The following is a 25,516-nucleotide window of genomic DNA, read 5'->3' on the forward strand; positions in this document are numbered from 1 at the left end:
AGAAGCCAGGGGCAAACCGGCACGAGGGTTACTTTCCTAGGGATTTTCAGTGCAGCTTACCTTTCGATCACCACCTACCAGAAGTACGCAATCGTCAATAAAAACTGGACTTAATAGGGACTTAAACTGAGAAACGAAAAAGGCCCGCTTTCAAGCGGGCCTTTTAATTCGTTGAATTACAACGTTTTTTTGGTCGGGACGACAGGATTTGAACCTGTGACCACTACACCCCCAGTGTAGTGCGCTACCAGACTGCGCTACGCCCCGAATGGAAGGCGCACATAATACCGGATGCACCCCACAATTCAAGAATAAAATCAGGCCTTCAGCACCCGTAACAGGTCTTCCAGCTCACCCACTGTCTGGTCGATCAACTGCCTTACCTGAGTGGCCTCTTCCTTGGCATCTTCCCCGGTCATGCGCTGTCGCGCACCGCCAATGGTAAAGCCCTGCTCGTAGAGCAATGAGCGAATCTGCCGGATCAGGATGACGTCCTGACGCTGATAGTAACGACGGTTACCACGGCGTTTTACCGGACTTAGACTGGGGAATTCCTGCTCCCAGTAGCGAAGCACATGGGGTTTGACATCGCAGAGTTCACTGACTTCACCAATAGTAAAGTACCGCTTGCCGGGAATGGCGGGCAACTGATCGTTATTGCTCGGTTCCAGCATAGCCTTCTACTCTCGCTTTAAGTTTTTGTCCGGGTTTGAACGTCACTACTCGTCTGGCAGAAATGGGAATTTCTTGGCCGGTCTTGGGATTGCGACCGGGGCGGGTTTTCTTGTCGCGCAGTTCAAAATTACCAAAACCGGATAATTTGACCTGTTCATTTTTTTCAAGGGCCGTACGAATCTCTTCAAAAAACGATTCGACGATTTCCTTGGCCTCACGTTTATTCAAACCAAGGTCTTCGAAAAGCATTTCTGCAAGGTCGGCTTTGGTAAGTGCTGACATAACTCGCTTAACCCCTGAGACTCGCTGAATGTTGTTCTTTCATGGCGTTGACCACCTGGTCCACAGCACTATTAATTTCTTTTTCGGTAAGAGTGCGTGAACTCTCTCTAAAGGTCAAGCCGACTGCAATACTTTTTCTATTGTTTTCAACACCTTTCCCTTGGTATACGTCAAATATTTTTAAGTCAACGAGGTAATGGCCTGCCGCTTCACGAATGGTGTCACAAAGTGCGCTGGCGGAAAGATCCCGATCCACAATCACTGCCAGGTCGCGGCGTAATTCCGGGAACCGACTGATACCACGAAATGCGGGCAGCTCGCCCTCGACCACAGCACCCAAGGCAAGCTCAAAAACATACACCGGCTGGGAAATATCCAACTGCTTCTGAACACGTGGATGCAAAAGGCCAACGTAACCCACTAACTCACCTTTTCGCTCGATGGCGGCGCATTGGCCGGGATGCAGGGCCGTATGTGCAGCGGGCACAAAACGGTATTCACCAAACACGTGGTTCTGTTTGAGAAGCGCTTCCACATCGGACTTGATATCATAAAAATCCACCAGATCATGCGGATTTGACCAGCGTTCCGGCAGACGACTACCGGTGACGGCACCGGCAATCATGGATGCCTGCTTCACCCCGCCCGCCTCGGGTATAAAACTCAATCCGGATTCGAAAATTCTCACACGGGATTGCTGGCGATTGAGATTCCGCCGCACTGCCGGCAGCAGGCCGGACCAGAGGGTCGTCCTCATCACCGACATATCACTGGCAATGGGATTAGCCAGCGCAATACCCTCAATATCTGGCAAAAGGTGTTTCTGTATCTCGGGATCGACAAAACAGTAAGTGATGGCTTCGCGATAACCTCTGGCAACCAGCTGCTGGCGCAACAATGACAGACCGGTCCGGGTTTCACGGCATACTTCAATCGGCAAGCTGGCAGTGATAGTAGCTGTCGGCAAGCGGTTGTAACCGTAGATGCGAGCCACCTCCTCAATCAGGTCCACTTCAATCGCAATATCGAAGCGCCAGCTGGGAACCCTGCAGCTCCAACCAGCCTCATCCTCGGCTAGAATTTCGAGGCCGAGCCGTTGCAACATATCGCGAACCAGCTCGATATCCAGTACCAGACTCAGCTGCTGTTGCAATTTTCGCCTGGTCAACGTTACCTCTACCGGCCGAGGCAGATATGGTTCTGACTCAACCACCGTCACCGGCCCGGCTTGACCTCCGACGATTTCCAGTAACAAAGCGGTGGCCCGCTCAATGGCGAGAGACTGTAACTGCCAGTCGACGCCGCGCTCAAAACGATGGGATGAATCGGTGTGAAGACCGTAATGGCGTGGACGACCGGCAATCGCCAGTGGATCAAAGTAGGCGCTTTCAAGGAAAATATCCCGGGTATCCGCCGTGACGGCCGACTGTTTCCCGCCCATGATACCGGCGATGGCCAGCGGTTTCTGATGGTCGGCAATCAGCAGGGTATCGTTGTTCAGTGTGGCTGTGGAGCCATCCAGCAATTCGAGCAACTCACCCTGCTCCGCCATACGCACCCGAATGCCACCGTCCAGCGTGGTGAGATCAAAGGCATGCATCGGCTGACCCAGTTCGAGCATCACATAATTGGTGACATCGACCACCGGGTCAATACTGCGAACACCGCTGCGACGCAGTTTTTCCTTTAACCACAGAGGTGATGGCGCAGTCATATTCACACCGCGAATCACACGCCCCACATAACGGGGACAGGCAGTGGGGGCATCCAGCACAACGGGCAAATGGTCATCGACCGTGGCTGATACGGGGTCAAGGGAGGGCCCGATCACGGCAGTAGTGTTCAATACTCCCACCTCGCGGGCCAGACCCCGGATACTCAGGCAATCGCCGCGATTGGGGGTCAAATCGACTTCAATCAGCTGGTCATTGAGACTCAGGTAGTCCCGAAGATCCGCACCTGTTGGTGCATCACAGGGAAGCTCCCACAGCCCGGAACCATCAGCACCCAGACCAATTTCATCCTGACCGCAGAGCATGCCGAAGGACTCCACGTCTCTCAGGCTGGCTTTGCGAATTGTCATATCGCCGGGCAATGTGGCACCCACCGTTGCGAACGGCACTTTCATACCTGCGCGGGCATTCGGCGCACCGCAAACCACCTGAACGGTTTCTCCGGCAGCACCAGTCACCTGACAGACACGCAACTTATCGGCATTCGGGTGTGGATTCACAGCGCCAATTTCACCGACCACCACGCCATCGAACGCCGGTGCCACGTCCTCAATCGCGTCCACTTCGAGACCCGCCATGGTTAGCTGAGCCACCAGCTCTGCTGTGTCAATACTCGGACTAACCCACTCACGCAACCAGGATTCACTGAATTTCATTGCTCACCAAATCAAATAATTTACTTTATATAAATAATGTATCTATTTGTTTTAAAACTGTTTTAAGAACTGAATTTCGTTATCAAAAAACAGGCGAAGGTCACTGACTCCGTAGCGCAGCATCGCCAGCCGCTCGACACCCATACCAAAGGCAAAACCTGAATATACCCCAGCATCAATGCCGCAATGGCCGAACACATTGGGGTGAACCATGCCGCAACCCATCACCTCCAGCCAGCCGGTATTCTTGCAGATCCGGCAACCGGCACCGCGACAGTTGGTGCATTGAATATCCACCTCGGCAGAGGGCTCAGTAAAGGGGAAATAGGAGGGCCGAAAACGCACCGGCAGATCCGCTTCGAAAAAGGCTTTCAGAAACTGATCGATGGTTCCCCTGAGATCGGCCATGCTGACATCGCGATCCACCACCAGACCTTCCACCTGATGAAACATGGGCGTATGGGTCAGATCTGAGTCGCAGCGGTAGACACGCCCGGGACAGATAATCCGGATTGGCGGCTCCTGATTCTTCATAGTGCGAATCTGCACCGGCGAGGTATGGGTGCGCAGCACGGTATTTTCCGTCACATAAAAAGTATCGTGCATGGCCCGGGCGGGGTGGTGTGAAGGAATATTCAGGGCCTCAAAGTTGTGGTAGTCGTCTTCAATTTCGGGCCCCTCTTCCACCCTGTATCCGACGCGGCTAAAAAAGGATTCAATCCGCTCCATGGTATGGGTGATCAGATGCAAGCCGCCGCTGTCTTCACCGCGTCCGGGCAAGGTTACATCAAGTGCCTCACTGGCCAACCTGGCTTCCAGGTCGGCATTCTCGAAAGCATCACGACAGTGATTTATCTGACGCTGGAGTTGTTCCTTCACCTCGTTAATTTTCGCACCGGCCGCAGGGCGCTCTTCAGCCGAGAGCTTGCCCAGCCCCTTCAACAGGTCTGTCAACCTGCCCTTCTTGCCGAGATATTCAACCCGCACCTGATCCAGGGCCGCCAGATCTCGGGCCTGCTCAATGGCTTGCTGTGCTTCACTGGCCAGAAGCTCTAGGGTTTCCATGCTCACAACCTTATCAACCGGTTCAGACCAAAACAAAAAAGGGAAAGAGCTGCGGCCCTTTCCCTTTTCAATCTACATTATTTAATGCCGGGAAATTTCCCGACACAAATATATCAAGCCAGGGCAGCCTTTGCCTGTTCAGCGACAGCAGCAAATGCCGCTTTATCGTGAACGGCAAGATCAGCCAATACACGGCGATCCAGCTCAATATTGGCTTTCTTCAGACCCGCGATCAGGCGGCTGTAGCTAATACCCTCAGCACGAGACTGCGCATTGATACGGGTAATCCACAGAGCACGAAAAGTACGCTTTTTGACACGACGGTCACGGTAGGCGTACTGACCGGCTTTGGTGACAGCCTGCTTGGCAACGCGGAATATACGACTGCGAGCACCATAGTAGCCTTTTGCAGCCTTCAGAATTTTCTTGTGACGACGGTGTGCGACAACACCTCTTTTTACACGCGGCATATCAATATCCTCTCAAATAATCGGTTAATCAGGAGCGCAACATACGATCGATCAGCGGCGAATCAGACCCATTCATGGTGCTGGTGCCGCGCAGGTGACGCTTACGCTTCTGCGACATTTTGGTGAGGATGTGACTTCTGTTCGCGTGTTTGTGCTTGTAGCCAGCGCCGGTTTTCTTGAAGCGTTTGGCGGCACCACTATGTACTTTTGCTTTTGGCATTTTGTGTCTCCATTTATAGACGGTTTAGATAATGAAGAAGTCGTTCCCGGACAGTCTGCCAAGGGCTGCACGCGGGTAACGCCAGATGAATCCTGATATGGTCAAAGACCAGAGGGGATCGGGTTACTTCTTCCTGCTTTTGGGGGCGATCACCATAGTGAGTTGCCGCCCTTCCATTTTTGGGAATTGTTCAACGGCGCCCAATTCCTCGAGGTCCTGCTCAATACGTTTGAGCATTTCCATACCGAGTTCCTGGTGAGCCATTTCACGGCCGCGGAACCTGAGGGTTACCTTGGCCTTATCCCCGTTTTCGAGAAACCGGATCAGATTACGCAACTTGATCTCGTAATCCCCTACATCCGTTCCCGGACGAAACTTCATTTCCTTGACCTGAGTCTGCTTCTGCTTCTTGCGTTGTGCCGCTTGCTGCTTTTTTACTTCAAACAGCTTTTTGCCGTAGTCCATTACCTTACAGACGGGCGGTTCGGCATCCGGGGCGATTTCCACCAGATCCAAACCGGCAGCCAATGCTGCGTTCAAGGCATCTTCAATGCTGACAATGCCAGCCTGTTCGCCATCGGCGTTGACCAGTCGAACCTCGGGAACATCAATCTCTTCATTCATTCGAGACCGTTTCGCTGTCCCCTTGCCATAATTTTTCTTGATAATTTAATCTCCGACCATTGTCTTTAAATAACGCGACCGCGGCGTTGTACGTCTTGAGCGAGAAGCTCGGCAAACGCTGAAACCTGCATAATGCCCAGATCTTCACCGCTTCGCGTGCGTACTGCCACGGTCTGCGTTTCTACTTCCCTATCCCCGATTACCAACAGGTAGGGAATCTTCTGAATTGTGTGCTCGCGGATTTTAAAGCCGATCTTTTCGTTTCTCAAGTCATTTTCCACGCGGAAGCCCTTGTTTTTCAAGGTATCAGCTACCTGCCGGACATAATCCGCCTGCGCATCGGTAATATTCATCACCACCGCTTGCTGGGGGGCGAGCCAGACAGGGAAAGCACCTTCAAAATGCTCGATCAGGATACCAATAAACCGCTCAAAAGAACCGAGGATGGCACGGTGCAACATCACCGGCACCTGGCGGGAGCCATCTTCCGCCACATATTGGGCATCTAGTCGTCCCGGCATGGAAAAATCCACCTGAATCGTACCGCACTGCCATACCCGCTCAAGGCAATCCTTCAGGGAGAATTCGATTTTTGGACCGTAGAAAGCGCCCTCTCCCGGCAACAATTCATAGCTCAACCCTTTTGCTACCAGGGCATCCACCAGCGCCTGTTCCGCTTTATCCCAGACGGCGTCGCTACCAACACGCTGCTCGGGTCGGGTGGAGAGCCGGATGATCACATCCTCGAACCCGAAATCCCGATAGACCTGGAACAACAGATCAACAAAAGTTGAGACTTCGTCCTGAATCTGTGATTCGGCACAAAAAATATGTGCATCGTCCTGAACAAAACCCCGCACCCGCATCAAACCCTGCAAAGTACCGGAAGCCTCGTTACGGTGACAGGAACCGAATTCCGCCAACCGTAATGGCAAGTCGCGATAGCTTTTCAGACCCTGATTGAATACCTGGATATGACAGGGGCAATTCATCGGTTTTACCGCGTAGTCGCGGGCTTCAGACTCCACGGTAAACATGTGTTCCCGGAAGATATCCCAATGACCGGATCGCTCCCAGAGAGAGCGATCCACCACTTGGGGTGTTTTGATTTCCCGGTAGCCATTGTTGCGCTGCACATCGCGCATATAGCTCTCTATCTGGGTATAAACACTCCAGCCCTTCGGGTGCCAGAACACCATGCCCGGAGCCTCTTCCTGCATATGGAACAGATCGAATTTTTTGGCCAGCTTGCGGTGATCGCGTTTTTCCGCTTCTTCCAGCCTGAACAGATAAGCATTCAGTTCTTTCTTGCTCGACCAGGCTGTGCCATAAATGCGTTGCAACATTTCATTATTGGAATCACCTCGCCAATACGCCCCGGCTACTTTCATCAATTTGAAGTGCTTGAGCTTTCCCGTTGAGGGCACATGGGGCCCGCGGCAGAGGTCTTCAAAATCGCCCTGGCAATAGAGGGAAAGCGTCTGTTCTGGAGGGATACTCTCAATAATTTCCGCCTTATAGGCCTCACCGATGCCACGAAAATAGGCGACGGCTTCGTCGCGGGACAACTCACGTCGCACTACGGTTGCATCCGCCTCGGACAGTTCGAGCATTTTTCGCTCGATGGCATCAAGATCTTCGGGAGTAAACGGCCGCTCATAGGCGAAGTCATAATAAAAGCCGTTATCAATCACCGGGCCGATGGTGACCTGCGCTCCTGGAAATAACTGCTTAACCGCCTGGGCAAGCAGGTGGGCGGTGGAGTGGCGAATGACCTCCAGCCCTTCGTCGGACTTTTCGGTGATAATCGCCAGCTCGGCGTCTGAATCAATCAGATAAGAGGTGTCCACCAGATTGTCACCCACTTTGCCGGCCAATGCGGCCTTTGCCAGTCCGGGCCCAATATCGGTGGCAACTTCATGAATAGTCACAGGATTTTGGTATTTGCGTTGACTGCCGTCAGGAAGGGTTACTACGGGCATTTTCTGATCCTTTCCAGTGGTGACCCCTACCAAAGGCCACATGGTTTATGCTGCGGGGGCAGCGCCAATTTGTGAGCGGGCCATTTTACCGGCTTGACCTGCATAAGCAAGCCGCCATCATCAGTGGCGGTAAAGCGGCATAACGTTTGGCAGGATCCCATAAAGCTTGTCAGGAGGAAGACCCGCTGGTAAATTACGCGCCTTCCTGATCGCGGAAAGTCAGCAGGCACGTAGCTCAGTTGGTTAGAGCACCACCTTGACATGGTGGGGGTCGGTGGTTCGAATCCACTCGTGCCTACCAAATAGAAAGCCCGTCGTATATACGATGGGCTTTTTTATTGACTGACCAAAAAATAGATACATTAAAAATATGTTATTTATTAAAAAGATAGAATTTTTATTTAATGTATATTATTGAATAATTTTTACTCATCAATATCACTGTCGACCAACAGACCGCCGAACCCTCTGGGAGGCCATGCCTCCTCAACAGGGCAGCGCCGCCAATCAATAAAACGCCACAGCCACATACAGACTCGGTTCAGTGCGGTAATATGCTGGTGTATTCAGTAACAGAGCCCCCGAAACCGGGCGGCCGTCAACTTGACAAAGGGTTTGGTCATTATGAAAAAAAGTATATTCACTGCCTTGTGTGTGTCAGCGCTGATGAGCGCCAACCTGTATGCAAACGATAAAGAGCTCTATCTCTGCAGATATATCCATATCTACCAGGTGGGAACCGGCTCAGGTGTTGACACGGATGGCGGCGATCTGGAGGTAACCATCGACGGTAATAACATGCGGCTTCATGGTGACAACAAGGACGCGTCGGGGACATTCAATCTTGAAATAACACAACAATCGGGCCGGAGTATTACTGCCAAAAATGAGTCAATGCTGTTCATTCTGAAGCCCCTAACCGGTGACTTCATGCTCAATGCCGGCTTGGGCGAATTCGGTTTTGATGTCAATAGAGGCGGTCACAAAGGCCACCAGAGACGGTATGCCGGTAGCTGCAAACGGGTCGAGAGCTTCCAGGCATAAGCTGACGGACGACACAGTGTCCGTCAGGCAACCCCGTCAGCCAGCCGCTTGAGCTGGCTGACCTGATCCCGAAGTCGGGCGGCCTCTTCAAACTCCAGATTTTTGGCGTGCTGAAACATCTTGTCCTCCAGTGCTGCAATCTGCCGCCAGACATCCCCACTGGTCACCACCTCCCTGGCTTCCAGGTGATACCTACCCTTCTCGTCTGCCACCTTGCGCCCGCCCTTGCCGGGGATCATACGGGCACCTTCCATAATATCCGCCACCGACTTATGGATGCCTTTCGGAGAAATATTATTAGTCAGGTTATGGGCTATTTGCCTGTTCCGGCGACGCTCGGTCTCATCCATGGCGCGCTGCATGGAGCCGGTGACCTTGTCCGCGTAGAGAATGGCGCGGCCCGCCACGTTTCGTGCCGCCCGGCCAATGGTCTGGATCAGTGACTGCTCTGAGCGTAAAAAACCCTCCTTGTCCGCATCAAATATCGCCACCAGCGCCACCTCCGGCATATCCAACCCCTCCCGCAACAGGTTGATACCTACCAGCACATCAAATTCACCAAGCCGCAGATCGCGGATAATTTCCACCCTTTCCACCGTTTCAATATCCGAGTGCAGGTAGCGCACTCGCACCCCGTTTTCCGCCAGATACTCGGTGAGATCTTCCGCCATCCGCTTGGTCAGCACGGTAATCAGCACGCGCTCCTCATTGGCCACACAACGGCTGATTTCGGAGAGCACGTCATCCACCTGAGTCGTTGCCGGGCGAACCTCAATCATCGGATCCACCAGGCCGGTGGGCCTGACCACCTGCTCCACCACCTGGCCCGCCTTTTCCGCCTCATATTTGGCCGGGGTGGCGGAGACAAAAATCATTTGTGGTGCCAATCGCTCCCATTCATCGAACCGCATCGGGCGGTTATCCAGCGCCGAGGGCAACCGGAAACCGTATTCAACCAGGGTTTCTTTACGCGAGCGATCACCGCGATACATGCCGCCCAATTGGGGAATCGTCACGTGGGATTCATCAATCACCATCAGGGCATCCGCGGGCAGGTAATCGTAAAGCGTGGGTGGGGCCTCGCCGGGTTCCCGGCCTGAGAGATAACGCGAGTAATTTTCAATGCCGGTGCAGTAGCCGAGTTCCTGCATCATTTCGAGATCGTAGCGGGTGCGCTCACGCAGGCGTTGCTCTTCCACCAGCTTATTGACAGAGCGCAACTGTTCCAGTCGCTCCGCCAGCTCGGTTTTAATGTGTTCCATCGCGTCGAGAATGGTCTGGCGTGGCGTTACATAATGGGACTTTGGATATACCGTCACCCGTGGCACCCGGCCAAACACCTCGCCGGTCAGCGGATCAAACATCGACAGGTTTTCTACTTCATCGTCAAACAACTCGACCCGGACGGCCTCACTATCTGAATCCGCTGGAAAAATATCGATCACATCACCCCGCACCCGATAGGTGGCGCGCTGAAACACCGCATCATTTCGGGTGTACTGCAACTCGGCGAGACGCCGTAGAATAGCCCGCTGATCCACACGGTCACCCCGCACCAGATGCAGGACCATTTTCAAATAGGATTCCGGGTCACCCAACCCGTAAATTGCCGACACGGTCGCGACGACAATCACATCCTTGCGTTCCATCAGTGCTTTGGTAGCCGACAGGCGCATCTGCTCGATATGCTGATTGATCGAGGCGTCCTTCTCGATAAAGGTATCCGATGAAGGCACATACGCTTCGGGCTGATAGTAATCGTAGTAGGAGACAAAATATTCCACGGCGTTGTCGGGGAAGAAGTCCCGCAGTTCACCATAAAGCTGGGCGGCCAGCGTTTTGTTGTGAGCCAATACAATGGTGGGGCGCTGTACCCGGCCAATCACATTGGCAATGGTAAATGTCTTTCCCGAACCGGTGACTCCCAGCAGCGTCTGTGCTGCCAGTCCTGCCTCAAGCCCCGCCACCAGCTTTTCAATCGCTGCTGGCTGATCTCCAGCAGGTTGATAGGGGCTTTTAACCGTAAAGGGTTTTGACACGTTTGAATCGCTCCGAATCAGTGCAGAAAACCGCGTATTATACCCCAGAAAAAGCCCTGAAAAGGCAGCTTCGGCGGGGTTGACTACCCCAAAGTCGATCTATAAGATACGCGCCTCTCGACTGTTCCGCCTTAGCTCAGTTGGTAGAGCAAATGACTGTTAATCATTGGGTCGCTGGTTCGAGCCCAGCAGGCGGAGCCATATAAAACAAAGGGTTGCAGAAATGCAGCCCTTTTTTGTTGTCTGAATAAAGCAATAAAGGGGTCAAAGCAATAAAGGAGTCGGTGACAACTGAGAATCATTCCCACTTGGCTTTCGATGACCTTCCGCCCAGCAGGAATAAAGAAGCGCACTTCAGTGACCAACAGGCGCCGACTGATTAGACCAGCAAATAATTGCTATCCAGATCGCATCAATTCTTGCGAATCGCGGCAAGCCCCTGCCAATCCTCCAGCTCCAGCGCAGGTTGTTCGGCACGAAAATGCGCATACAACTCGATTCCGAGCGGGTCTTCCAGAATGTCCACCTGCACACCCTTGTCGCGCAACAGTTTCTCATTACCTGAAGCATTGCTGACATCACCCACCACCACCCGGGCAAAACCACGCATGTGCAGCAAGGTCGCACAGATGTCACAGGGACTCAGCGAGGTGAACAGCGTAGCGCGGCTGAAATCCAGCCGCCCGGCATCGCGTATAGCTGCAGTTTCGCCATGGTTATAGGGGTGATTCTCCTGCACCAACGTATTGTGGCCCTTGCCGACAATCCGGCGCGTGACATTATCGACAATCACCGCACCGATGGGACAACCTCCCTCGTCATAACTCTTCCTGGCCAACAATACGGCGATGCGCATCAAATCGGCATCACTCAGTCGCGAGGCAAACGCTTCATCCATCAGCACCGGCAAGCTTGCTGTCGGCATATGGGCAATGGCGGTGAGAACTTCGTTCGTAATACTGGTATCACTGTCAAAAACAGCATTCATCGCTCAGCCAAACCTCCCTCTATCACCCGCTTCGACCGATAAACAGGGATTTGAGTATAATGAATAAACAAAAAACAAATCAGACCACCAACAAAAATGATTCTCAGTTACCACCGGCCCATTTTGGACAGGACCCCTTTTTGTACTAGAATTTTCATTGACACTTGCATACCTGCTAGTTGTAGCTCAATTGTTGCTTCGCAAGCCTCAATAACAATGAATTGATAAAGGGGTTAACCATAATGAACGTTACATTTGACGGGACTATCTGCAAACATTCAGGCGAATGTGTCAAGAGGTTACCAGAGGTTTTTAAGGTGATTGATGGCAATATGGTGATCGATACCAATCAAGAAACAGATGAAAATATTCGAGCGACGGTTGCAAAATGTCCTACCGGTGCTTTGAAATGCATTGATGAGAAATAGGGAATAAAAGGGGTCGGTGACAACTGAGAGTCATTTCTGCTTAGCTTTCAATGACCTTCCTGGCCAGCATAGCACCATTCGATTTGTTCCTGAAATCACTGCATTCAAGAGCATGGAGAATGTAAAAACTCACTCAATGGCGTGTAGCAACGGCTTTTCCAGGTCACTGGAAAACAACTCACGATAAGCAAAATAGCAACCTTCCCCAGTCAATCAAAACCGAGCAACCAATAAGAATGGTTCTCAGTTGTCACCGACCCCTTTTTGCGGGCTTTGCCAGCCATTCGTGACCCTTCAGCATAACGTGCCAGTAGAGCATGGGCAGTTGTTTTGCCTTTAGCCACCAGGCGGCCCGGGTGGCTTTGGTACCATCGTTCACCCAGCTCGGGAAGGTGGGTTGAAGTACACCGCCGTAGCCGAATTCGGCAAGGACAATACGGCCTCTCTCGACGGTGAGCGGGCAGGACCCGTATCCGAGGTATTCGGCTGTCAAGGGCTGGCCGTTGAGGTACGCAATCAGGTTTTGGGCAACCACCGGTGCCTGCTTGCGAACGGCAGCAGCGGTTTTGGCATTGGTCGTACCACTGACATCCCCCAGGCCAAAAATATTGTCATGGCGGCTGTGGCGAAGCGTATCGCTCTTCAGATCCAGCCAGCCGGCTTCGTTAGCCAGACTGGATTCGCGGATAAATGCAGGTGCCCGCTGGGGAGGCACGGCGTGGAGCATATCAAAGCTGAGCTCCCGATCCTGGCTGCCGCCCTCACTATCCGAGATACGAAATATGGCTTTCCGGGCAGGGCCGTTCACCGAGACCAGGTTGCTCTGGTAGTTGACATCAATCCCGTAACGATCGATATACGACTGCAGGGCTGGCACATAATCCGGCACACCAAACAGCACGGCACCGGCATTGTGGAACTGGACCGAAAGGTTATTCAGTGCACCATTTCGGCGCCAATGATCCGAAGACAGGTACAATGCTTTCTGGGGAGCACCGGCACATTTGATGGGCATTGGCGGCTGACTGAACAGCGCGGTACCTTTTTTCAACTGCTGAACCATTTCCCAGGTGTATTGGGCCATACCCTCCTGATAATTGGAGGTGACACCATTTTCTCCCAGACTTTCCGCCAGTCCTTCGATGCCAGCCCAATTCAGTTCCAGCCCGGGAGCAAGCACCAGCGCCTTGTACCCCAGAACCGTCCCATCTGAGAGCGTGACACAATTCTGATCCGGGTCGAGGGATACAACCGGTTGCTGGTACCAGATAACAAAACGGGGCATCACCGTAACCATTGGCTTAGCAGTGACCTCCGGGCGAAAAACACCCCCGCCCACCATGGTCCAGCCGGGCTGATAGTGATGCGTATCCGACGGTTCAATAATGGCGATTTCCAGCTGCCGATCACGCTTGTGGAGGCTGGCCGCCACCGCAATGCCCCCGGCCCCGCCACCGACAATCAGGACAGGGTAGGTTTTTTCGGGCTGCACGTGATTTGGGGCTTGATTATTCATGGCAAGGACCTCCTGTTTTCATGCCAAATCTGGTCACAGGAATGACGGGGCAGACATTATTTCAATTTAGTTATATGTATATACCATAATAGAATAAACAGTTTAGCAAGGACGGCGTTGACTGAACACCCTACAGAGAGGCGATGATACCGCCCCGAAGACTGGCAACCCGCTGGATACCCGCCTCTGCCAGAATCGACACGGCCATCGCTGAACGCCGCCCGGACCGGCACAGGGCAATGACGGGTTTATCGGTCGGGACCTCAGCCACCTTTTCTCTGAGTCTGTCCAGGGGAATCAGCAGGTCTGACTGCAGGGCCGAAGGTTTGTCCGAACGCACCTCATCAATATCACGCACATCCAGCAGTGTGACTTCCGGGCGATGGGACTGCAGCCAGTCAATCTCCACTTCCGGCACACCGGCATAGGTCACTTTGATCTCGGCCCAGCCCGGCTCTTCCGGCAATGAACCATTTTCCGGACACCCACTGCGCAGATTGGCGGGAACCGCTTCATCAATCTTCTTGGGATGCGGCAGTTTCATGGCATGCATGTATTCAACAAAATCGTGCTCATCGGCACCGCCGCCGACACGGGCATTAAAGGCTTTTTCTTCGCCGATAGTGCTCTGGGTCCTGCCGTTGTAATCGTGTGCGGGGTAGACCACATAGTGATCGGACAGACAGAACAGCTTCTCAGTAATTGAGCGGAACAGGTTGTGGGCACTGCCCTCCTGAAAATCACTGCGACCACAGCCACGTATCAGCAGCGTATCGCCGGTAAAAACCATCGTCTGATCTTCCAGCACATAGCTCATGCAGCCGTTGGTATGCCCGGGGGTTGCGAGGGCTTTCAGCTGGATGCCGTCAACACCAAAAACCTGCCCGTCTTCCAGGGCAAGATTGACGTGTTTTGCCCCGATGACTTTTGCCGAGGCAATCTGGCAACCGGTCTTTTGTTGCAACAACCAGGCCGCCGTCACGTGATCGGCGTGGGCATGGGTATCCACCACCAACGCCAGCGACAGGTTTAGCTCTCGCAGCAAAGCCATGTCCCGCTGGGCCTGCTCAAACACGGGATCAATCAGAATCGCCCGCCGGGTGGTTTCATCGGCCAGCAGGTAGGTATAAGTGGAAGAGGTATTATCAAACAACTGCCTGAACAACATAAAACATCCTTCTATTGATGATTACCTTTGGTTGATTATGGTTGAATCTGCTTGATGTTGCCTAAGAAAGGACAATTTTGTGTTCGTTTATCGCCAATCATACATAACTGTGTAAAATATTTGCTTACCCATTGTGGTGCCGTATTTTTTCATCTCCGCGATACCCGCTTCAAACTATAAGTGTCCATTGATCCTATGAAAACTACCACCAGACTGATTACTGTTATTGTCCTGCTGACCCTGGTTCTGGGCAGCCTGTTCGCCTGGAAAATGCAGCAGATAAAACAACAGGAAGCCCTGATGAGTCAGGCTCCGCCACCCTCTCCGGTTGAAGCAACCCGCGTGGTGAAAGATACCTGGCCACAGTCACTGTCTGCAATCGGCAGTGTTCGGGCGGTCAACGGCATACGGATTGCCAACGAGATGGCGGGTGTAGTAGAAAGCATTGAATTCGAATCCGGCCAACAGGTCAGTGCCGGTGACCTGCTTTTGAAACTCAACACCGCTACGGATCAGGCCGCCCTGGAAACCCTGAAAGCCGAGCAGCGACTGGCGCTGCAACAATTCGAGCGCTATTCCAATCTGATCAAGGGGAAAACCATTTCCCAGTCCGCCTTTGATGAGGCAAAAGCCACTCTGGAGGCCGCCGAGGCCCGGGTTCACGAGCAGCAGGCCATTCTGAACAAAAAACGGATTCGCGCACCATTCGACAGCATTATCGGGCTGCGGATGGTCGATCTCGGTCAGTTCCTTGAGGTAGGCACACCCATCGTCCAGCTCAGTATGCTCGACCCCATTTATGTGGACTTTACGATCCCCGAGCGGGACCTGCCGCGGATCAATGTGGGAGACGCGGTTGAAATCCGTGTTGCCGCCCACCCCGGGGAACTGTTCAGTGGCGCTGTGCTGGCCCTGGAGACATCGGTCAGCACGGAAAGCAGAACCCTTGCCGTGCGCGCCGAATTGCCCAACCCCGAACACCGGCTGCGACCGGGAATGTTTGCCAATGTCAGCACCTATCGCGGCCAGCAGGATCAGGTACTGACACTGCCGCGCACGGCGATCTCCTACAACACCTACGGCGACTTTGTGTTTGTCATCGAGACCGGTGAAGACCGGCAAAAAACCGTACAGCGGCGCAGCGTCACTACCGGGGAGGTCCGGGGCGGCAGAGTATCGGTTACCAGTGGTGTTGAAAAAGATGAACAGGTAGTTGCCACCGGCCTGCTGCGGTTGCGCAATGGCCAGGCTGTCGAGATTGTCGACGCGGTAAAACCTGATGAGGCTGCCAACTGATGCGGTTTACCGATATTTTTGTTCGCCGGCCGGTGCTGGCTACGGTCATCAGTCTGCTGATTTTGCTGATGGGGTTACGCGCGATCCTGGAACTGGAAGTCCGTCAGTACCCGGAACTGGAAAGCACAACGGTAACTGTATCAACGGCCTATCCGGGGGCGGATTCCGAGCTGGTAAAAGGTTTCGTGACCACCCCGCTGCAACAGGCCATTGCCGAGGCCGAGGGCATAGATTACCTCACATCCACCAGCCAGCAGGGTGTATCGACCATCGAAGCCAGAATGATCCTGAACTACGATGCCAATGATGCGCTGGCAGAAATTCAGGCCAAGGTCGCCTCGAAGCGGGATGTGTTGCCAGAGGCTGTGCGCGACCCGGTCATCACCTCGACCACAGGGGACAGCACCGCACTGATGTATATCGCTTTCTACAGCGACACTATCAAGGTTCCACAGATTACTGACTACCTTACCCGACAGGTACAGCCGAGACTGCAGGCACTGGCCGGGGTCGGCAAGGCCGAGTTGATGGGCAGAACCTTTGCCCAGCGAGTCTGGATTGACCCGCAGCGACTGGCCGCCATCGATATGACGCCGCGCGACTTGATCGAAATTCTCCTCGACAACAATTATCTCGCTGGTATTGGCAGCACCCGGGACGAGCTGGTCCGTATTGACCTGACCAGCAACACCGATGTCAATAATCCGGAACAGTTTCGCAACCTGGTCATAAAACAGACCGAAGACAGCATCATCCGCCTCGGTGACATCGCCCGCAGTGAGCTGGGATCGCAGACTTACAACTCCATCAACAACTACAAGGGCAAGCCCTCGACCTATATCGCCATCGAGATTGCACCGGGCGCCAATCCCCTGGATGTTGCTGCGCTGGTACGCGCTGAACTGCCGGATATTCGATCGCAATTGCCGGACGGGATGCTGGTGGAACTGCCCTACGATGCCTCGGAGTTTATCGACAGCTCCATCAAGGAGGTCATTAAAACTCTGGGCGAGGCGGTGATTATCGTCCTGCTGGTAATCTTTCTGACACTGGGTTCTTTAAGGGCCGCCATTGTGCCATCCATCGCCGTTCCGCTGTCATTGATTGGTGGCGCACTGATCATGCTGATGCTGGGCTTTTCTCTCAACCTGCTGACCCTGCTGGCAATGGTGCTGGCCATCGGGCTGGTGGTGGATGATGCCATTATTATTGTGGAAAACGTCCACCGGCATATCGAAAATGGCGAAAGCCGCTTTGACGCAGCCCTGAACGGCGCCCGGGAGATGGCGACACCGATTATCGCCATGACCACCACTCTGGTGGCCGTCTACGCACCGATCGGTTTCATGGGCGGACTGGTCGGCTCACTGTTCACCGAGTTTGCTTTCACGCTGGCCGGAGCCGTACTGATATCCGGGGTGGTGGCCCTGACCCTGTCGCCGATGATATCCGGCAAGATACTCAAACCCCACGGCAACCCATCCCGCTTCGAGGGGTTCGTGGAGCGCAGCTTCAACCGACTTGCCAGCGGTTATCAGTGCGCACTTGGGTTTGTATTGCAATCCATCTGGGTGGTGGTTTTTTTCGCGCTGGTACTCCTCGCATCCATCTATTTTATGCTGCAGCTGAGCCAGAATGAGCTGGCACCGCCGGAAGATCAGGGCATCCTGCTGTTTATGGGCGCGGCACCACAAACCGCAACACTGGAATATATGGAAGGTTACGGCAACCAGATGCAGGCTATTTTTGAGGAACTGCCGGGCTATGACGAGACCTTCCTGCTGATTGGCCGAGGCAGTGCCAATTCCATGTTTGGCGGTTTCAAAATGAAACCCTGGGACGAGCGAGAGGTGTCCCAGTTTGAAGTGGAGCCCTTGATGCAGCAGGCCATGTCGAGAATTCCCGGCGTGCGAATCTCCGTTTTTCCCCGCCCGCCAATACCCGGAGCGGGCAATGGCCTGCCACTGCAGTTTGTGATGACATCGGGTAAAAGCTATGAAGAGATTGATGCCCTCGCCGATGAATTGCTGGGCAGCGCCATGGCCAGTGGCAACTTCATGTTCCTGCAGAAATCCATCGAGATTGATAGCCCGATCAACAAAATAGTCATTGATCGGGATCGGGCTGCTGACCTGGGACTCTCCATGGGCGATATCGGTCGCTCACTGTCCAATATGCTCGGCGGCGGCTATATCAACCGCTTTAATATGCAGGGCCGTTCCTATGAGGTGATTCCCCAGGTCGAGCGCAGCGCCCGGGCATCCATAGATGACCTGAAAAGCTACTATATCCGGGCCGACTCGGGTGACCTGATCCCACTCAGCAATCTGGTGGATTTCGAGCAGCAGGTCGAACCCTCGTCCCGCACCCAGCACAATCAGCTCAACGCCATAGGACTGGAAGGCGTTCTGCAGCCCGGTGTCGCCATGGGCGATGCGATCGCATTTCTTGAGCAGAAAGCAGCAGAGCTTTTTCCCCCGGGCTTCAACTACGACTACAAAGGCCAGTCGCGACAGTTCAAGCAACAGGGAAGCGCTCTATTGGTGACGTTTTTCCTCTCTTTGCTGGTGATTTACCTGGTGCTGGCCGCCCAGTTTGAAAGCTGGCGCGACCCTATCATTATCCTGGTCACGGTGCCGCTCTCGGTGGCCGGTGCCATGGCGTTTATCATGATGGGTGCGGCGACCATGAATATCTACACCCAGGTGGGCCTGATCACACTGATCGGCGTGGTCAGCAAGAACGGTATTCTGATCGTGGAGTTTGCCAATCAACTACAGGCCGAACGTCAGCTCAGCAAGCTCGACGCCGTCATAGAGGCCTCGGCCATTCGGTTGCGCCCCATTCTGATGACGTCCGTGGCACTGGTCGTTGCCATGATTCCGCTGTTGATGGCGGCCGGACCCGGCGCAGAGAGCCGCTTTGCCATTGGCCTGACCATTGCCACGGGTCTGGGTCTCGGCACATTACTGACCCTGTTTGTATTGCCCGCTTTCTACTGTCTTTTGGCAGGCAGTCACCAAAAGGCGCACTAAAGTCAGACAGGACTTCATTAGTGTAAACCGGAGCTAAAACAGCAGCTCGGAAAACAACAGAAAAGGGACCGGCTCATGCTCATTGATCGCCTCACCGAGGCGATGAATGACAAAGCCGTTACCGGCGCTGGCCGTGGATAACACGCCGCTGCTCTGATTGCCCGACAGTTCAGCACGAGCAACACCACCGGCATCCAGAACCAGCCGGGCGCGCAGGTATTCCTGGCGTTTCGCCGCATGGGGGCGACTGAACCCGGCGATCACCGGAATCGGCGTGGGCACATAGTCCCTGGCACCCTGACTTTTCAGCAGGTAAGGCCGCGCAATAATCGCGAAGGTGACGAACACTGAGGCGGGATTGCCAGGCAACCCGACAAAGAGCACGCCTTTGACATCCCCGAAGGCCAGTGGTTTACCGGGTTTGATCGCAAGCCGCCACAGGCTCAGATTACCGAGTTTTTCCACACAATCCTTGACGTGATCTTCCTCCCCCACTGAAACGCCGCCACTGGTGAGAATACAGTCCGCCACCTCTACGGCCTCGAGTAAGGCCCGTTCAATCGCATCAGCATCATCGGCTAATATCCCCAGATCGAGACAGTCAAAGCCCAGGGCGGTGAGTTGTCCCGCCAGCGTGTAGCGGTTGCTGTTGTAGATATGGCCGGGGGGCAATACCTGACCCGGCTCGACCAGCTCATCGCCAGTACACAGCAGCGCCACCCTGAGTCGCCGATACACCGGGACACGGGCGATACCCACCGAAGCCAGCAACCCCAAATCCTGGGGTTTCAGCCGCTGCCCCCGCTGCAGGACAACGGCTCCCCGGCGAATGTCCTGCCCCAGGGGACGAATATTGCTGTTGGCCCTGATCCCGGAGGGCAGAACAACCTGTCGTTCACCCCAGCGGCACCGGCCGGAATACGCTGACTGATGTTGAAAACCGTCTCGCCGTCCGGGCAGGCATCACCGCTGTTCAGCGCAAACCCATCCATCGCACTGTTATCCGCCGGAGGCACATCCACCGGAGAATGCTGGTCGTCCGCCAGCACTCGCCCCAGAGCCAATGCTAGTGGCACTTCCTCTGACTGCTGCAGAGGCTTTGCCGCATTCAGCAGCTGATCCAGTGCCTGCTCGACACTCAATATTCCGGGTTGGTCACAATTGCGCATCAATCAAGATCCATTCAACTGGCAACATGGGGCGTAAAATTACAGGGCCGGGTTCGGGCGTCGAGCTGTTCGCCCAGAATTCTGTCCCAGGCCGTGCGACAGGCGTTGGTGGAACCCGGCATACAAAATATCAGCGTGTGGTTGGCAATCCCCGCCACGGCCCTCGACTGAATGGTGGCGGTCCCTATCTCGTCAAAAGAGATCTGGCGAAACAATTCACCAAAACCCTCAATCTGTTTATCAAACAGGGGCACCAACGCCTCCGGGGTGGAGTCGCGATCGGTAAACCCGGTGCCGCCCGTCACCAACACCACCTGGACGGCCGGATCGGCAACCCAGCGGGACACCTCGGCCCGCAGTCGATAGATATCATCCGGCACCAGCGCCCGGTCAGCCAGCTGATGTCCGGTGGCAGTTAGGCGGTCCACCAACAACTGTCCGGAGGTATCCTCCGCCAGTGCGCGGGTGTCGGAAACGGTCAAGACCGCTATCTGAAGCGCTATCAATTCTTTTTCGGCATGGGACATGGCGTGCTCCAACAGTTCAGTGATTAATTTCCGCACCCCCAGCACGGCTTCATACCAGGGCAATCATCTTGATGCCGGCAATAACCAGAACCAATGCCAACAGCTTCTGGATAGCCGGGCTGGCCAACTGCCATATTCCGCACCGATAAAACCACCCACCACCGCGGCAGCTCGGGTACACGACTGATGACACCCAGCAATCCGGCAATGGAATTCACCAGAATAAAAGCAGCAGCCGTTCCGGAAATCACCCGAACTTCGGCCCATCTCAGGAACAGCAACAGCGGACTGAGGAATATCCCGCCGCCCACACCGGTCAACCCGGAAAGCAATCCGAGTGCTGCGCCAACCGCCATTAGCAGGACTTTGCGTGGCGACCGGATAGCCAGACTGGAACGGGTATCTGCCCAGAGGAATGCACGGCAGGCTGCATAAACGAGCACTATACCAACCAGCGGCTTGTAAATCTCCGCATCCAGCGTGACGGAACCACCGATAAAGGCAAAGGGAATGGATGTCAGAACCAGTGGCCAGAACAGCGGCCAGGAAAAAGCCCCCACCCGGTAATACTTTGTAGTGGCAATCAGCGCCACCAGAATATTCAACGACAGCGCCGCCGGCTTCATGACAGCCGGAGACACGCCCGCCAGCGCCATGGCGGCAAGATAGCCGGATGCCCCCGCATGTCCCACAGCGGCATAGAGCATCGCTGCCAGAAGAATAACCACGGTCAGTATGATGTCTTCCGGAAGCATGAATTTTCCTTAGTCAGGGTTGAATGTCATAAACAGGGGTTAACCCGTCTCACTGAGCGCATTGTGGCGCCAATCGGTCACTAACGGATTAAATCACTGATTTCCCTGACCAGTATCGGCTGATTGCGAATCAGCGAATTCAACCTGTTCCGCTCTTCCTCCAGCCACCCGGCGATGTTGTCAGCGCTAGGATTTTTCCCGAAACCGTCATCGCTATCACTGTTACCCCACAAACGCTCGATCACCATCTGCCCCATTTTATGGTTGTAATGACTCGATTCCCAATACCATTGCATGCGATATTGCTTATCACCCAGCTCCGGAAATGGCTCACTGGTATAGCGGGAAATGGCTGAAAAATCTGTCAGTGTCACCCGACAGCCATTTCCTTGATGTTGCGCGACCATTTCTGCAAGCTGCGCTTTCCAACTGAAAAACAAACCGAGATGACCCGTTTCTCGGATCAGTAACAGTTGCCGGACATGCAGGGGAGAAATGAACAATCTGACATCGGTATTTTTCAGACAGGTATCGGCTAGCAATGCATCAAATACTGCAAGCCTGTCGAAATAAACCGCCAAATCATAGCTCGAATAAACTTTCGCCATGCGGGCCTCCAGCTTCTGCGTCACAAGCCGGTGTCCGGATGCCTCCAGTTTCGTCAGTTTGGTGTCGGTATTTGAAGCACCGTTCAGAGTTGTGTTGTGCGGCCTGAGGATCACCTTTACAGAGGCCAGAAACGTACTTTTTGACCAGAGTGCAGTGGCCAGCTTTTTTAACGGGATCGGGGCGCCGGGAAAGCTGCCCCCTGAATCCAGCCAGTGCCCGGGCGGGGGGTTGCCAGCAAGACCATTGCCACGAAGAAATTGCCCCAAATCCAGACCAATCACCAGATGGCGCACGGCATGGTCTTCAAGAACAATCCGTATGTAACGATTCAGCTCATCAAAACGCGCACCGGGCAGACCGAGACTGAGTATTTCGCCCAGCTGTTCCACTAATCGCCGGTCGTTCACGGCGAAGCCATGTTTAACCCTCGAGTTACCGGCTATGAGGGTATCCGGACGGTGGCTATCGATCGACAAATCGTGTGCCATTCTGTCATCTGACCACACGCGATCACCCAGAAATGTACCAGGATGGAAGCCCTGGTTGCGAAAATAACCCGATGGATCAAGGGTGAAGTTAAGGGCAGCGCCGAGAAAAAGAATCGCCACAAGAGAGCCGCTGAAAAAACGCAGATAAGCATTCATGGTCAGAACTGATAATAGATGAAGCGACTGGTGCCGCTCATGAAAATCAACGCAGAACACAACATGGCTGCCATGATAATCGCCCAACGGCGATTCAGGCCAAATACCTGATGTCGAAACCAGGGCAAAAGGTCCGGTGTAGTTTTCCCGGGGTGCACGTTGCGTTGATCGAGTGCTGTCCAGTGCCGGGCAAACAGGTGTCGGGTACTGGGTACTCCCCACACGATCAGCATCATCAACATCAGATTGATTAGCACTCGGCGATCAAACGTACGATCAATGTGATGATAAAGCGCGGCAATATCACCAGCGAAAATAGTTTGCACAGCAACCATCATCTGCTCATACATACCGAATGCAACCTGCAGGTCACTCGAACGAAACAGCACACCGAGCAGAACCGTCATCAGGAACGTCAATAGCATCAAAAACCATGGGAAACGTTCTTTCCGGAAAGAAAATCCGAGTTTCCCGGCAATCACACCGCGGTAGTGAACCCCCAACATCAACAGACTTTGCAGTGCACCCCAGAGAATAAAGGTTGCACCGAGGCCATGCCAGAATCCCGATAGCAGTGTCGTCACTGCCAAAGCCCCGACATGCCCAATATGTAATTTCTTTGCTCTGGCCAGGGGGAAGAAAACGTACTGCCGCATAAAGGCACCAAACGAAATATGCCAGCGGCGCCAGTAGTCGAACCGGTTGACTGCCCGGTACGGGGCATCGAAATTGATCGGCAGGTTGATGTTGAACATCCGGGCAAGGCCAATCGCCATATCCGAATAGGCGGAAAAATCAAAATAAATCTGCAATGTGAAGCCCAGGGCCGCGGCCCAGGCATCTATTGGGGCAATACTCTCACCCTGAGAGGCGCTGCCATATACGCCGTCGACGAATGGCGCAATGCTGTCGGCCAGCACTACCTTTTTGAACAGACCAACAATGAAAATACACATCCCCAGAGAAAAGTTATCCGGGTTCCAGCGAAACAATCCGGCGCTTCTGAACTGCGGTTGCAACTCCCGATAATGAACAATTGGCCCCATGATCAGCTGCGGAAAAAAAGTGATAAAAAGGACATATTCCAGTGCACCGCCTTCCGACAGCTTGCCCTTGTATGTATCCACCAGAAAGGCGATTTGCTGGAAGGTAATAAAGGATATTCCCAGGGGAATCAGAATATGATGGGTGGTGCTGAACGCTGCTCCATTGTCACCAAAAACAGCGATGACCAGCTTGAAATAAAACAGTAGCGCCACATTAGCGAGTATTGCAATCCATAGGCATAGCCGCCGGTAACGGGGTAATTTACGGATAAGGGCCGCAGCAAAATAATTGAATAGCAACGATGCCAGTAGCAGCCAGAGGTAGGACAACTCCCAGCTGGCATAAAAAATCAGCGAGGCGACAACCAGCCAGAGCAACCCCCCAGTGCGGCCTGCAACATGTCCCACTCCATAAAAACCAACCAATACCAACGGCAGAAAAACCAGCAGGAACAGATAGGAGTTGAACAACATTGTGACTGAACTCTAGCCAGCTGGCCGGCGATAGAACAGAAAACAGGCGTGATAGGTGGCCTGAATTTTACGGCTACCGGGTTCTTTATAGCGCGCCTCGTAGTAGTGGAGCATATCCCTGAGCACGGCCTTCGGAATCGACCGCTGACCCGACTGGGAATTTACCGCCCCGGCATTCTTAATGGACTGCAAAAAAGTCCTGACATCCTTGAAGTGGGCGAGGATATCCTGTTCAACCACCTCGGCCTCCGGCAATATCTGCCGGAGATAGCCGACAGACTTCATCGGCACCAGGTGATTCTGGGCCGCAAGCCGGTTTTTCTGATAGGCGCAATCAAACGCATCTGCCAACTCACAGAATGTGCGCTCGGCGAAGGTGCCCAACGCCAGGAATCCGCCCGGAGTAAGCCCAGCTCGCATACTGGCAACAACCTTCTCGAGATCGACAAACCATTGCACCGTTGCATTCGAAACGATCAGATCAAACCGTCTGTCCAGTGATCGAAGATACTCTTCAGCGTCCATAACCAGGTAGTCCGGTCCCGGCACCTGTTTTGTGGCATAGTCGATCATCTCCTGTGAAATATCGATGGCCGTTATGTTCGCTGAGGGAAACAGGGCTTTTAGCTCCCTGGTCAACCGACCGGTGCCGCAGCCGACCTCAAGAATTTCCTGAACATGCCCATCAGGCTGTTCACTGCGGATTCTGTCCAGCAGGCATTGGCCCATCACTTGCTGGACGGGTGTCGCGGCATTGTAGCTCTCAGCGCGGGAACCAAAACGATTGGCCAGTGCTCGCTTGTCGAGGGCCAGTAACTGTGTGTGTTTTATCGCAGACAAGGGTAACAAAAATCCTCTTTTATCATTGATTGCAATAGGCCTCGGGATACAGAACTTGATCTCATTGGTGGCCGATCGCTGCCAGAGGGTTTCTTTTCCGTATTCAATGTGTGAAGAAGAGATTCAAATCCAGACTTTTCTGGACGAGAATAATTATACAACCCCACTGGGCGAGAGGCACGAAATCGTCTAGGGTTGCAGTCATCGGTGCGCAAAGGGGCTGCGGGGCCT

The 25,516-nt window shown here is 53.8% G+C and carries 23 protein-coding genes and 3 tRNA genes; 6 read left to right on the forward strand and 20 right to left on the reverse strand.

Features of this window, described 5'->3' with window-relative positions; translation table 11 throughout:
- Nucleotides 1-190 precede the first annotated feature (190 nt).
- From ACTF5G_RS00080 to thrS, 9 genes are all read right to left on the reverse strand, one after another.
- Nucleotides 191-267, reverse strand: a tRNA-Pro gene (locus ACTF5G_RS00080).
- A 50-nt stretch (nt 268-317) separates the two neighbouring features.
- Nucleotides 318-674 (reverse strand): MerR family transcriptional regulator, encoded by a 357-nt coding sequence (locus ACTF5G_RS00085; protein WP_438950780.1) that lies wholly within the window; start codon nt 672-674, stop codon nt 318-320.
- Nucleotides 655-957 (reverse strand): integration host factor subunit alpha, encoded by a 303-nt coding sequence (gene ihfA / locus ACTF5G_RS00090; protein WP_438950781.1) that lies wholly within the window; start codon nt 955-957, stop codon nt 655-657. Before ihfA ends, ACTF5G_RS00085 begins: the two co-directional genes overlap by 20 nt.
- Nucleotides 958-964: 7 nt before the next feature.
- Complete coding sequence (gene pheT / locus ACTF5G_RS00095; RefSeq protein ID WP_438950782.1) at nt 965-3,346, reverse strand: phenylalanine--tRNA ligase subunit beta; 2,382 nt, start codon at nt 3,344-3,346, stop codon at nt 965-967.
- A 51-nt stretch (nt 3,347-3,397) separates the two neighbouring features.
- A complete protein-coding gene (gene pheS / locus ACTF5G_RS00100; protein WP_438950783.1) occupies nt 3,398-4,411 on the reverse strand; it encodes a phenylalanine--tRNA ligase subunit alpha in 1,014 nt (337 codons plus the stop codon).
- Between the two features lie 113 nt (nt 4,412-4,524).
- Nucleotides 4,525-4,881, reverse strand: coding sequence for a 50S ribosomal protein L20 (rplT, locus tag ACTF5G_RS00105; RefSeq protein WP_438950784.1), 357 nt, complete (start codon nt 4,879-4,881; stop codon nt 4,525-4,527).
- A gap of 28 nt (nt 4,882-4,909) precedes the next feature.
- Entirely contained in the window at nt 4,910-5,101 is a 192-nt protein-coding gene (gene rpmI / locus ACTF5G_RS00110) for a 50S ribosomal protein L35 (protein ID WP_438950785.1), read from the reverse strand.
- A 123-nt stretch (nt 5,102-5,224) separates the two neighbouring features.
- A complete protein-coding gene (gene infC, locus ACTF5G_RS00115) occupies nt 5,225-5,770 on the reverse strand; it encodes a translation initiation factor IF-3 (protein WP_438950897.1) in 546 nt (181 codons plus the stop codon).
- A 20-nt stretch (nt 5,771-5,790) separates the two neighbouring features.
- On the reverse strand, nt 5,791-7,707 hold the full coding sequence (gene thrS / locus ACTF5G_RS00120) for a threonine--tRNA ligase (RefSeq protein WP_438950786.1): 1,917 nt from the start codon (nt 7,705-7,707) through the stop codon (nt 5,791-5,793).
- A gap of 224 nt (nt 7,708-7,931) precedes the next feature.
- Here thrS and ACTF5G_RS00125 point away from each other — a divergent pair.
- Nucleotides 7,932-8,008: transfer RNA gene (locus tag ACTF5G_RS00125), tRNA-Val, on the forward strand.
- A gap of 323 nt (nt 8,009-8,331) precedes the next feature.
- A complete protein-coding gene (locus tag ACTF5G_RS00130) occupies nt 8,332-8,751 on the forward strand; it encodes a hypothetical protein (RefSeq protein WP_438950787.1) in 420 nt (139 codons plus the stop codon).
- A 23-nt stretch (nt 8,752-8,774) separates the two neighbouring features.
- Here ACTF5G_RS00130 and uvrB read toward each other — a convergent pair whose 3' ends face one another.
- Nucleotides 8,775-10,790: an excinuclease ABC subunit UvrB gene (gene uvrB / locus ACTF5G_RS00135; protein ID WP_438950788.1), complete on the reverse strand. Its 2,016-nt coding sequence runs from the start codon at nt 10,788-10,790 to the stop codon at nt 8,775-8,777.
- 125 nt (nt 10,791-10,915) lie between these two features.
- Between uvrB and ACTF5G_RS00140 the strand changes: the two genes are divergently transcribed.
- Nucleotides 10,916-10,991 (forward strand) — tRNA-Asn (locus tag ACTF5G_RS00140).
- Nucleotides 10,992-11,202: 211 nt separating this feature from the next.
- Here the strand turns inward: ACTF5G_RS00140 and ACTF5G_RS00145 are convergent.
- Nucleotides 11,203-11,778: a nucleoside deaminase gene (locus ACTF5G_RS00145; protein ID WP_438950789.1), complete on the reverse strand. Its 576-nt coding sequence runs from the start codon at nt 11,776-11,778 to the stop codon at nt 11,203-11,205.
- 242 nt (nt 11,779-12,020) lie between these two features.
- Here ACTF5G_RS00145 and ACTF5G_RS00150 point away from each other — a divergent pair, with 242 nt between their 5' ends.
- The gene (locus tag ACTF5G_RS00150) at nt 12,021-12,206 is read left to right on the forward strand and encodes a (4Fe-4S)-binding protein (RefSeq protein ID WP_438950790.1); all 186 of its coding nucleotides are present in this window, start codon (nt 12,021-12,023) and stop codon (nt 12,204-12,206) included.
- Between the two features lie 250 nt (nt 12,207-12,456).
- Here ACTF5G_RS00150 and ACTF5G_RS00155 read toward each other — a convergent pair whose 3' ends face one another.
- Nucleotides 12,457-13,722: an NAD(P)/FAD-dependent oxidoreductase gene (locus ACTF5G_RS00155; RefSeq protein WP_438950791.1), complete on the reverse strand. Its 1,266-nt coding sequence runs from the start codon at nt 13,720-13,722 to the stop codon at nt 12,457-12,459.
- Between the two features lie 130 nt (nt 13,723-13,852).
- Nucleotides 13,853-14,890, reverse strand: coding sequence for an MBL fold metallo-hydrolase (locus ACTF5G_RS00160; protein ID WP_438950792.1), 1,038 nt, complete (start codon nt 14,888-14,890; stop codon nt 13,853-13,855).
- Nucleotides 14,891-15,085: 195 nt separating this feature from the next.
- Between ACTF5G_RS00160 and ACTF5G_RS00165 the strand changes: the two genes are divergently transcribed.
- Nucleotides 15,086-16,186, forward strand: a complete 1,101-nt coding sequence (locus tag ACTF5G_RS00165) for an efflux RND transporter periplasmic adaptor subunit (protein WP_438950793.1) — start codon at nt 15,086-15,088, stop codon at nt 16,184-16,186.
- Nucleotides 16,186-19,221 carry an efflux RND transporter permease subunit gene (locus ACTF5G_RS00170; protein ID WP_438950794.1) on the forward strand — a complete coding sequence of 1,012 codons (3,036 nt, stop codon included), beginning with the start codon at nt 16,186-16,188 and terminating at the stop codon, nt 19,219-19,221. Before ACTF5G_RS00165 ends, ACTF5G_RS00170 begins: the two co-directional genes overlap by 1 nt.
- Before the next feature lie 33 nt (nt 19,222-19,254).
- On the opposite strand, the gene ACTF5G_RS00175 is transcribed toward ACTF5G_RS00170, so the two are convergent.
- The 7 genes from ACTF5G_RS00175 to ACTF5G_RS00205 form a co-directional block, all read right to left on the reverse strand.
- Nucleotides 19,255-20,103: a molybdopterin molybdotransferase MoeA gene (locus ACTF5G_RS00175; protein WP_438950898.1), complete on the reverse strand. Its 849-nt coding sequence runs from the start codon at nt 20,101-20,103 to the stop codon at nt 19,255-19,257.
- The gene (locus ACTF5G_RS00180; protein WP_438950795.1) at nt 20,010-20,390 is read right to left on the reverse strand and encodes a hypothetical protein; all 381 of its coding nucleotides are present in this window, start codon (nt 20,388-20,390) and stop codon (nt 20,010-20,012) included. The genes ACTF5G_RS00175 and ACTF5G_RS00180 overlap by 94 nt, the downstream gene beginning before the upstream one ends.
- A 14-nt stretch (nt 20,391-20,404) precedes the next feature.
- Entirely contained in the window at nt 20,405-20,917 is a 513-nt protein-coding gene (moaB, locus tag ACTF5G_RS00185) for a molybdenum cofactor biosynthesis protein B (protein ID WP_438950899.1), read from the reverse strand.
- A gap of 23 nt (nt 20,918-20,940) precedes the next feature.
- On the reverse strand, nt 20,941-21,672 hold the full coding sequence (locus ACTF5G_RS00190) for a sulfite exporter TauE/SafE family protein (RefSeq protein WP_438950796.1): 732 nt from the start codon (nt 21,670-21,672) through the stop codon (nt 20,941-20,943).
- Between the two features lie 80 nt (nt 21,673-21,752).
- On the reverse strand, nt 21,753-22,925 hold the full coding sequence (locus tag ACTF5G_RS00195; protein WP_438950797.1) for a hypothetical protein: 1,173 nt from the start codon (nt 22,923-22,925) through the stop codon (nt 21,753-21,755).
- A gap of 2 nt (nt 22,926-22,927) precedes the next feature.
- Nucleotides 22,928-24,445, reverse strand: coding sequence for an MBOAT family O-acyltransferase (locus ACTF5G_RS00200; protein WP_438950798.1), 1,518 nt, complete (start codon nt 24,443-24,445; stop codon nt 22,928-22,930).
- Between the two features lie 12 nt (nt 24,446-24,457).
- Nucleotides 24,458-25,285 (reverse strand): methyltransferase domain-containing protein, encoded by an 828-nt coding sequence (locus tag ACTF5G_RS00205; RefSeq protein ID WP_438950799.1) that lies wholly within the window; start codon nt 25,283-25,285, stop codon nt 24,458-24,460.
- Between the last annotated feature and the right edge of the window lie 231 nt (nt 25,286-25,516).

Source organism: Porticoccus sp. (assembly GCF_965660005.1).
GTDB lineage: Bacteria > Pseudomonadota > Gammaproteobacteria > Pseudomonadales > Porticoccaceae > Porticoccus.

Bases quoted from the DNA above. Each gene is read 5' to 3' on its own strand.
- ACTF5G_RS00085 (WP_438950780.1), bottom strand. From the start codon at position 674: ATGCTGGAACCGAGCAATAACGATCAGTTGCCCGCCATTCCCGGCAAG.
- ihfA (WP_438950781.1), bottom strand. From the start codon at position 957: ATGTCAGCACTTACCAAAGCCGACCTTGCAGAAATGCTTTTCGAAGAC.
- pheT (WP_438950782.1), bottom strand. From the start codon at position 3,346: ATGAAATTCAGTGAATCCTGGTTGCGTGAGTGGGTTAGTCCGAGTATT.
- pheS (WP_438950783.1), bottom strand. From the start codon at position 4,411: ATGGAAACCCTAGAGCTTCTGGCCAGTGAAGCACAGCAAGCCATTGAG.
- rplT (WP_438950784.1), bottom strand. From the start codon at position 4,881: ATGCCGCGTGTAAAAAGAGGTGTTGTCGCACACCGTCGTCACAAGAAA.
- rpmI (WP_438950785.1), bottom strand. From the start codon at position 5,101: ATGCCAAAAGCAAAAGTACATAGTGGTGCCGCCAAACGCTTCAAGAAA.
- thrS (WP_438950786.1), bottom strand. From the start codon at position 7,707: ATGCCCGTAGTAACCCTTCCTGACGGCAGTCAACGCAAATACCAAAAT.
- ACTF5G_RS00130 (WP_438950787.1), top strand. From the start codon at position 8,332: ATGAAAAAAAGTATATTCACTGCCTTGTGTGTGTCAGCGCTGATGAGC.
- ACTF5G_RS00145 (WP_438950789.1), bottom strand. From the start codon at position 11,778: ATGAATGCTGTTTTTGACAGTGATACCAGTATTACGAACGAAGTTCTC.
- ACTF5G_RS00150 (WP_438950790.1), top strand. From the start codon at position 12,021: ATGAACGTTACATTTGACGGGACTATCTGCAAACATTCAGGCGAATGT.
- ACTF5G_RS00155 (WP_438950791.1), bottom strand. From the start codon at position 13,722: ATGAATAATCAAGCCCCAAATCACGTGCAGCCCGAAAAAACCTACCCT.
- ACTF5G_RS00160 (WP_438950792.1), bottom strand. From the start codon at position 14,890: ATGTTGTTCAGGCAGTTGTTTGATAATACCTCTTCCACTTATACCTAC.
- ACTF5G_RS00165 (WP_438950793.1), top strand. From the start codon at position 15,086: ATGAAAACTACCACCAGACTGATTACTGTTATTGTCCTGCTGACCCTG.
- ACTF5G_RS00170 (WP_438950794.1), top strand. From the start codon at position 16,186: ATGCGGTTTACCGATATTTTTGTTCGCCGGCCGGTGCTGGCTACGGTC.
- ACTF5G_RS00180 (WP_438950795.1), bottom strand. From the start codon at position 20,390: ATGCGCAATTGTGACCAACCCGGAATATTGAGTGTCGAGCAGGCACTG.
- moaB (WP_438950899.1), bottom strand. From the start codon at position 20,917: ATGTCCCATGCCGAAAAAGAATTGATAGCGCTTCAGATAGCGGTCTTG.
- ACTF5G_RS00190 (WP_438950796.1), bottom strand. From the start codon at position 21,672: ATGCTTCCGGAAGACATCATACTGACCGTGGTTATTCTTCTGGCAGCG.
- ACTF5G_RS00195 (WP_438950797.1), bottom strand. From the start codon at position 22,925: ATGAATGCTTATCTGCGTTTTTTCAGCGGCTCTCTTGTGGCGATTCTT.
- ACTF5G_RS00200 (WP_438950798.1), bottom strand. From the start codon at position 24,445: ATGTTGTTCAACTCCTATCTGTTCCTGCTGGTTTTTCTGCCGTTGGTA.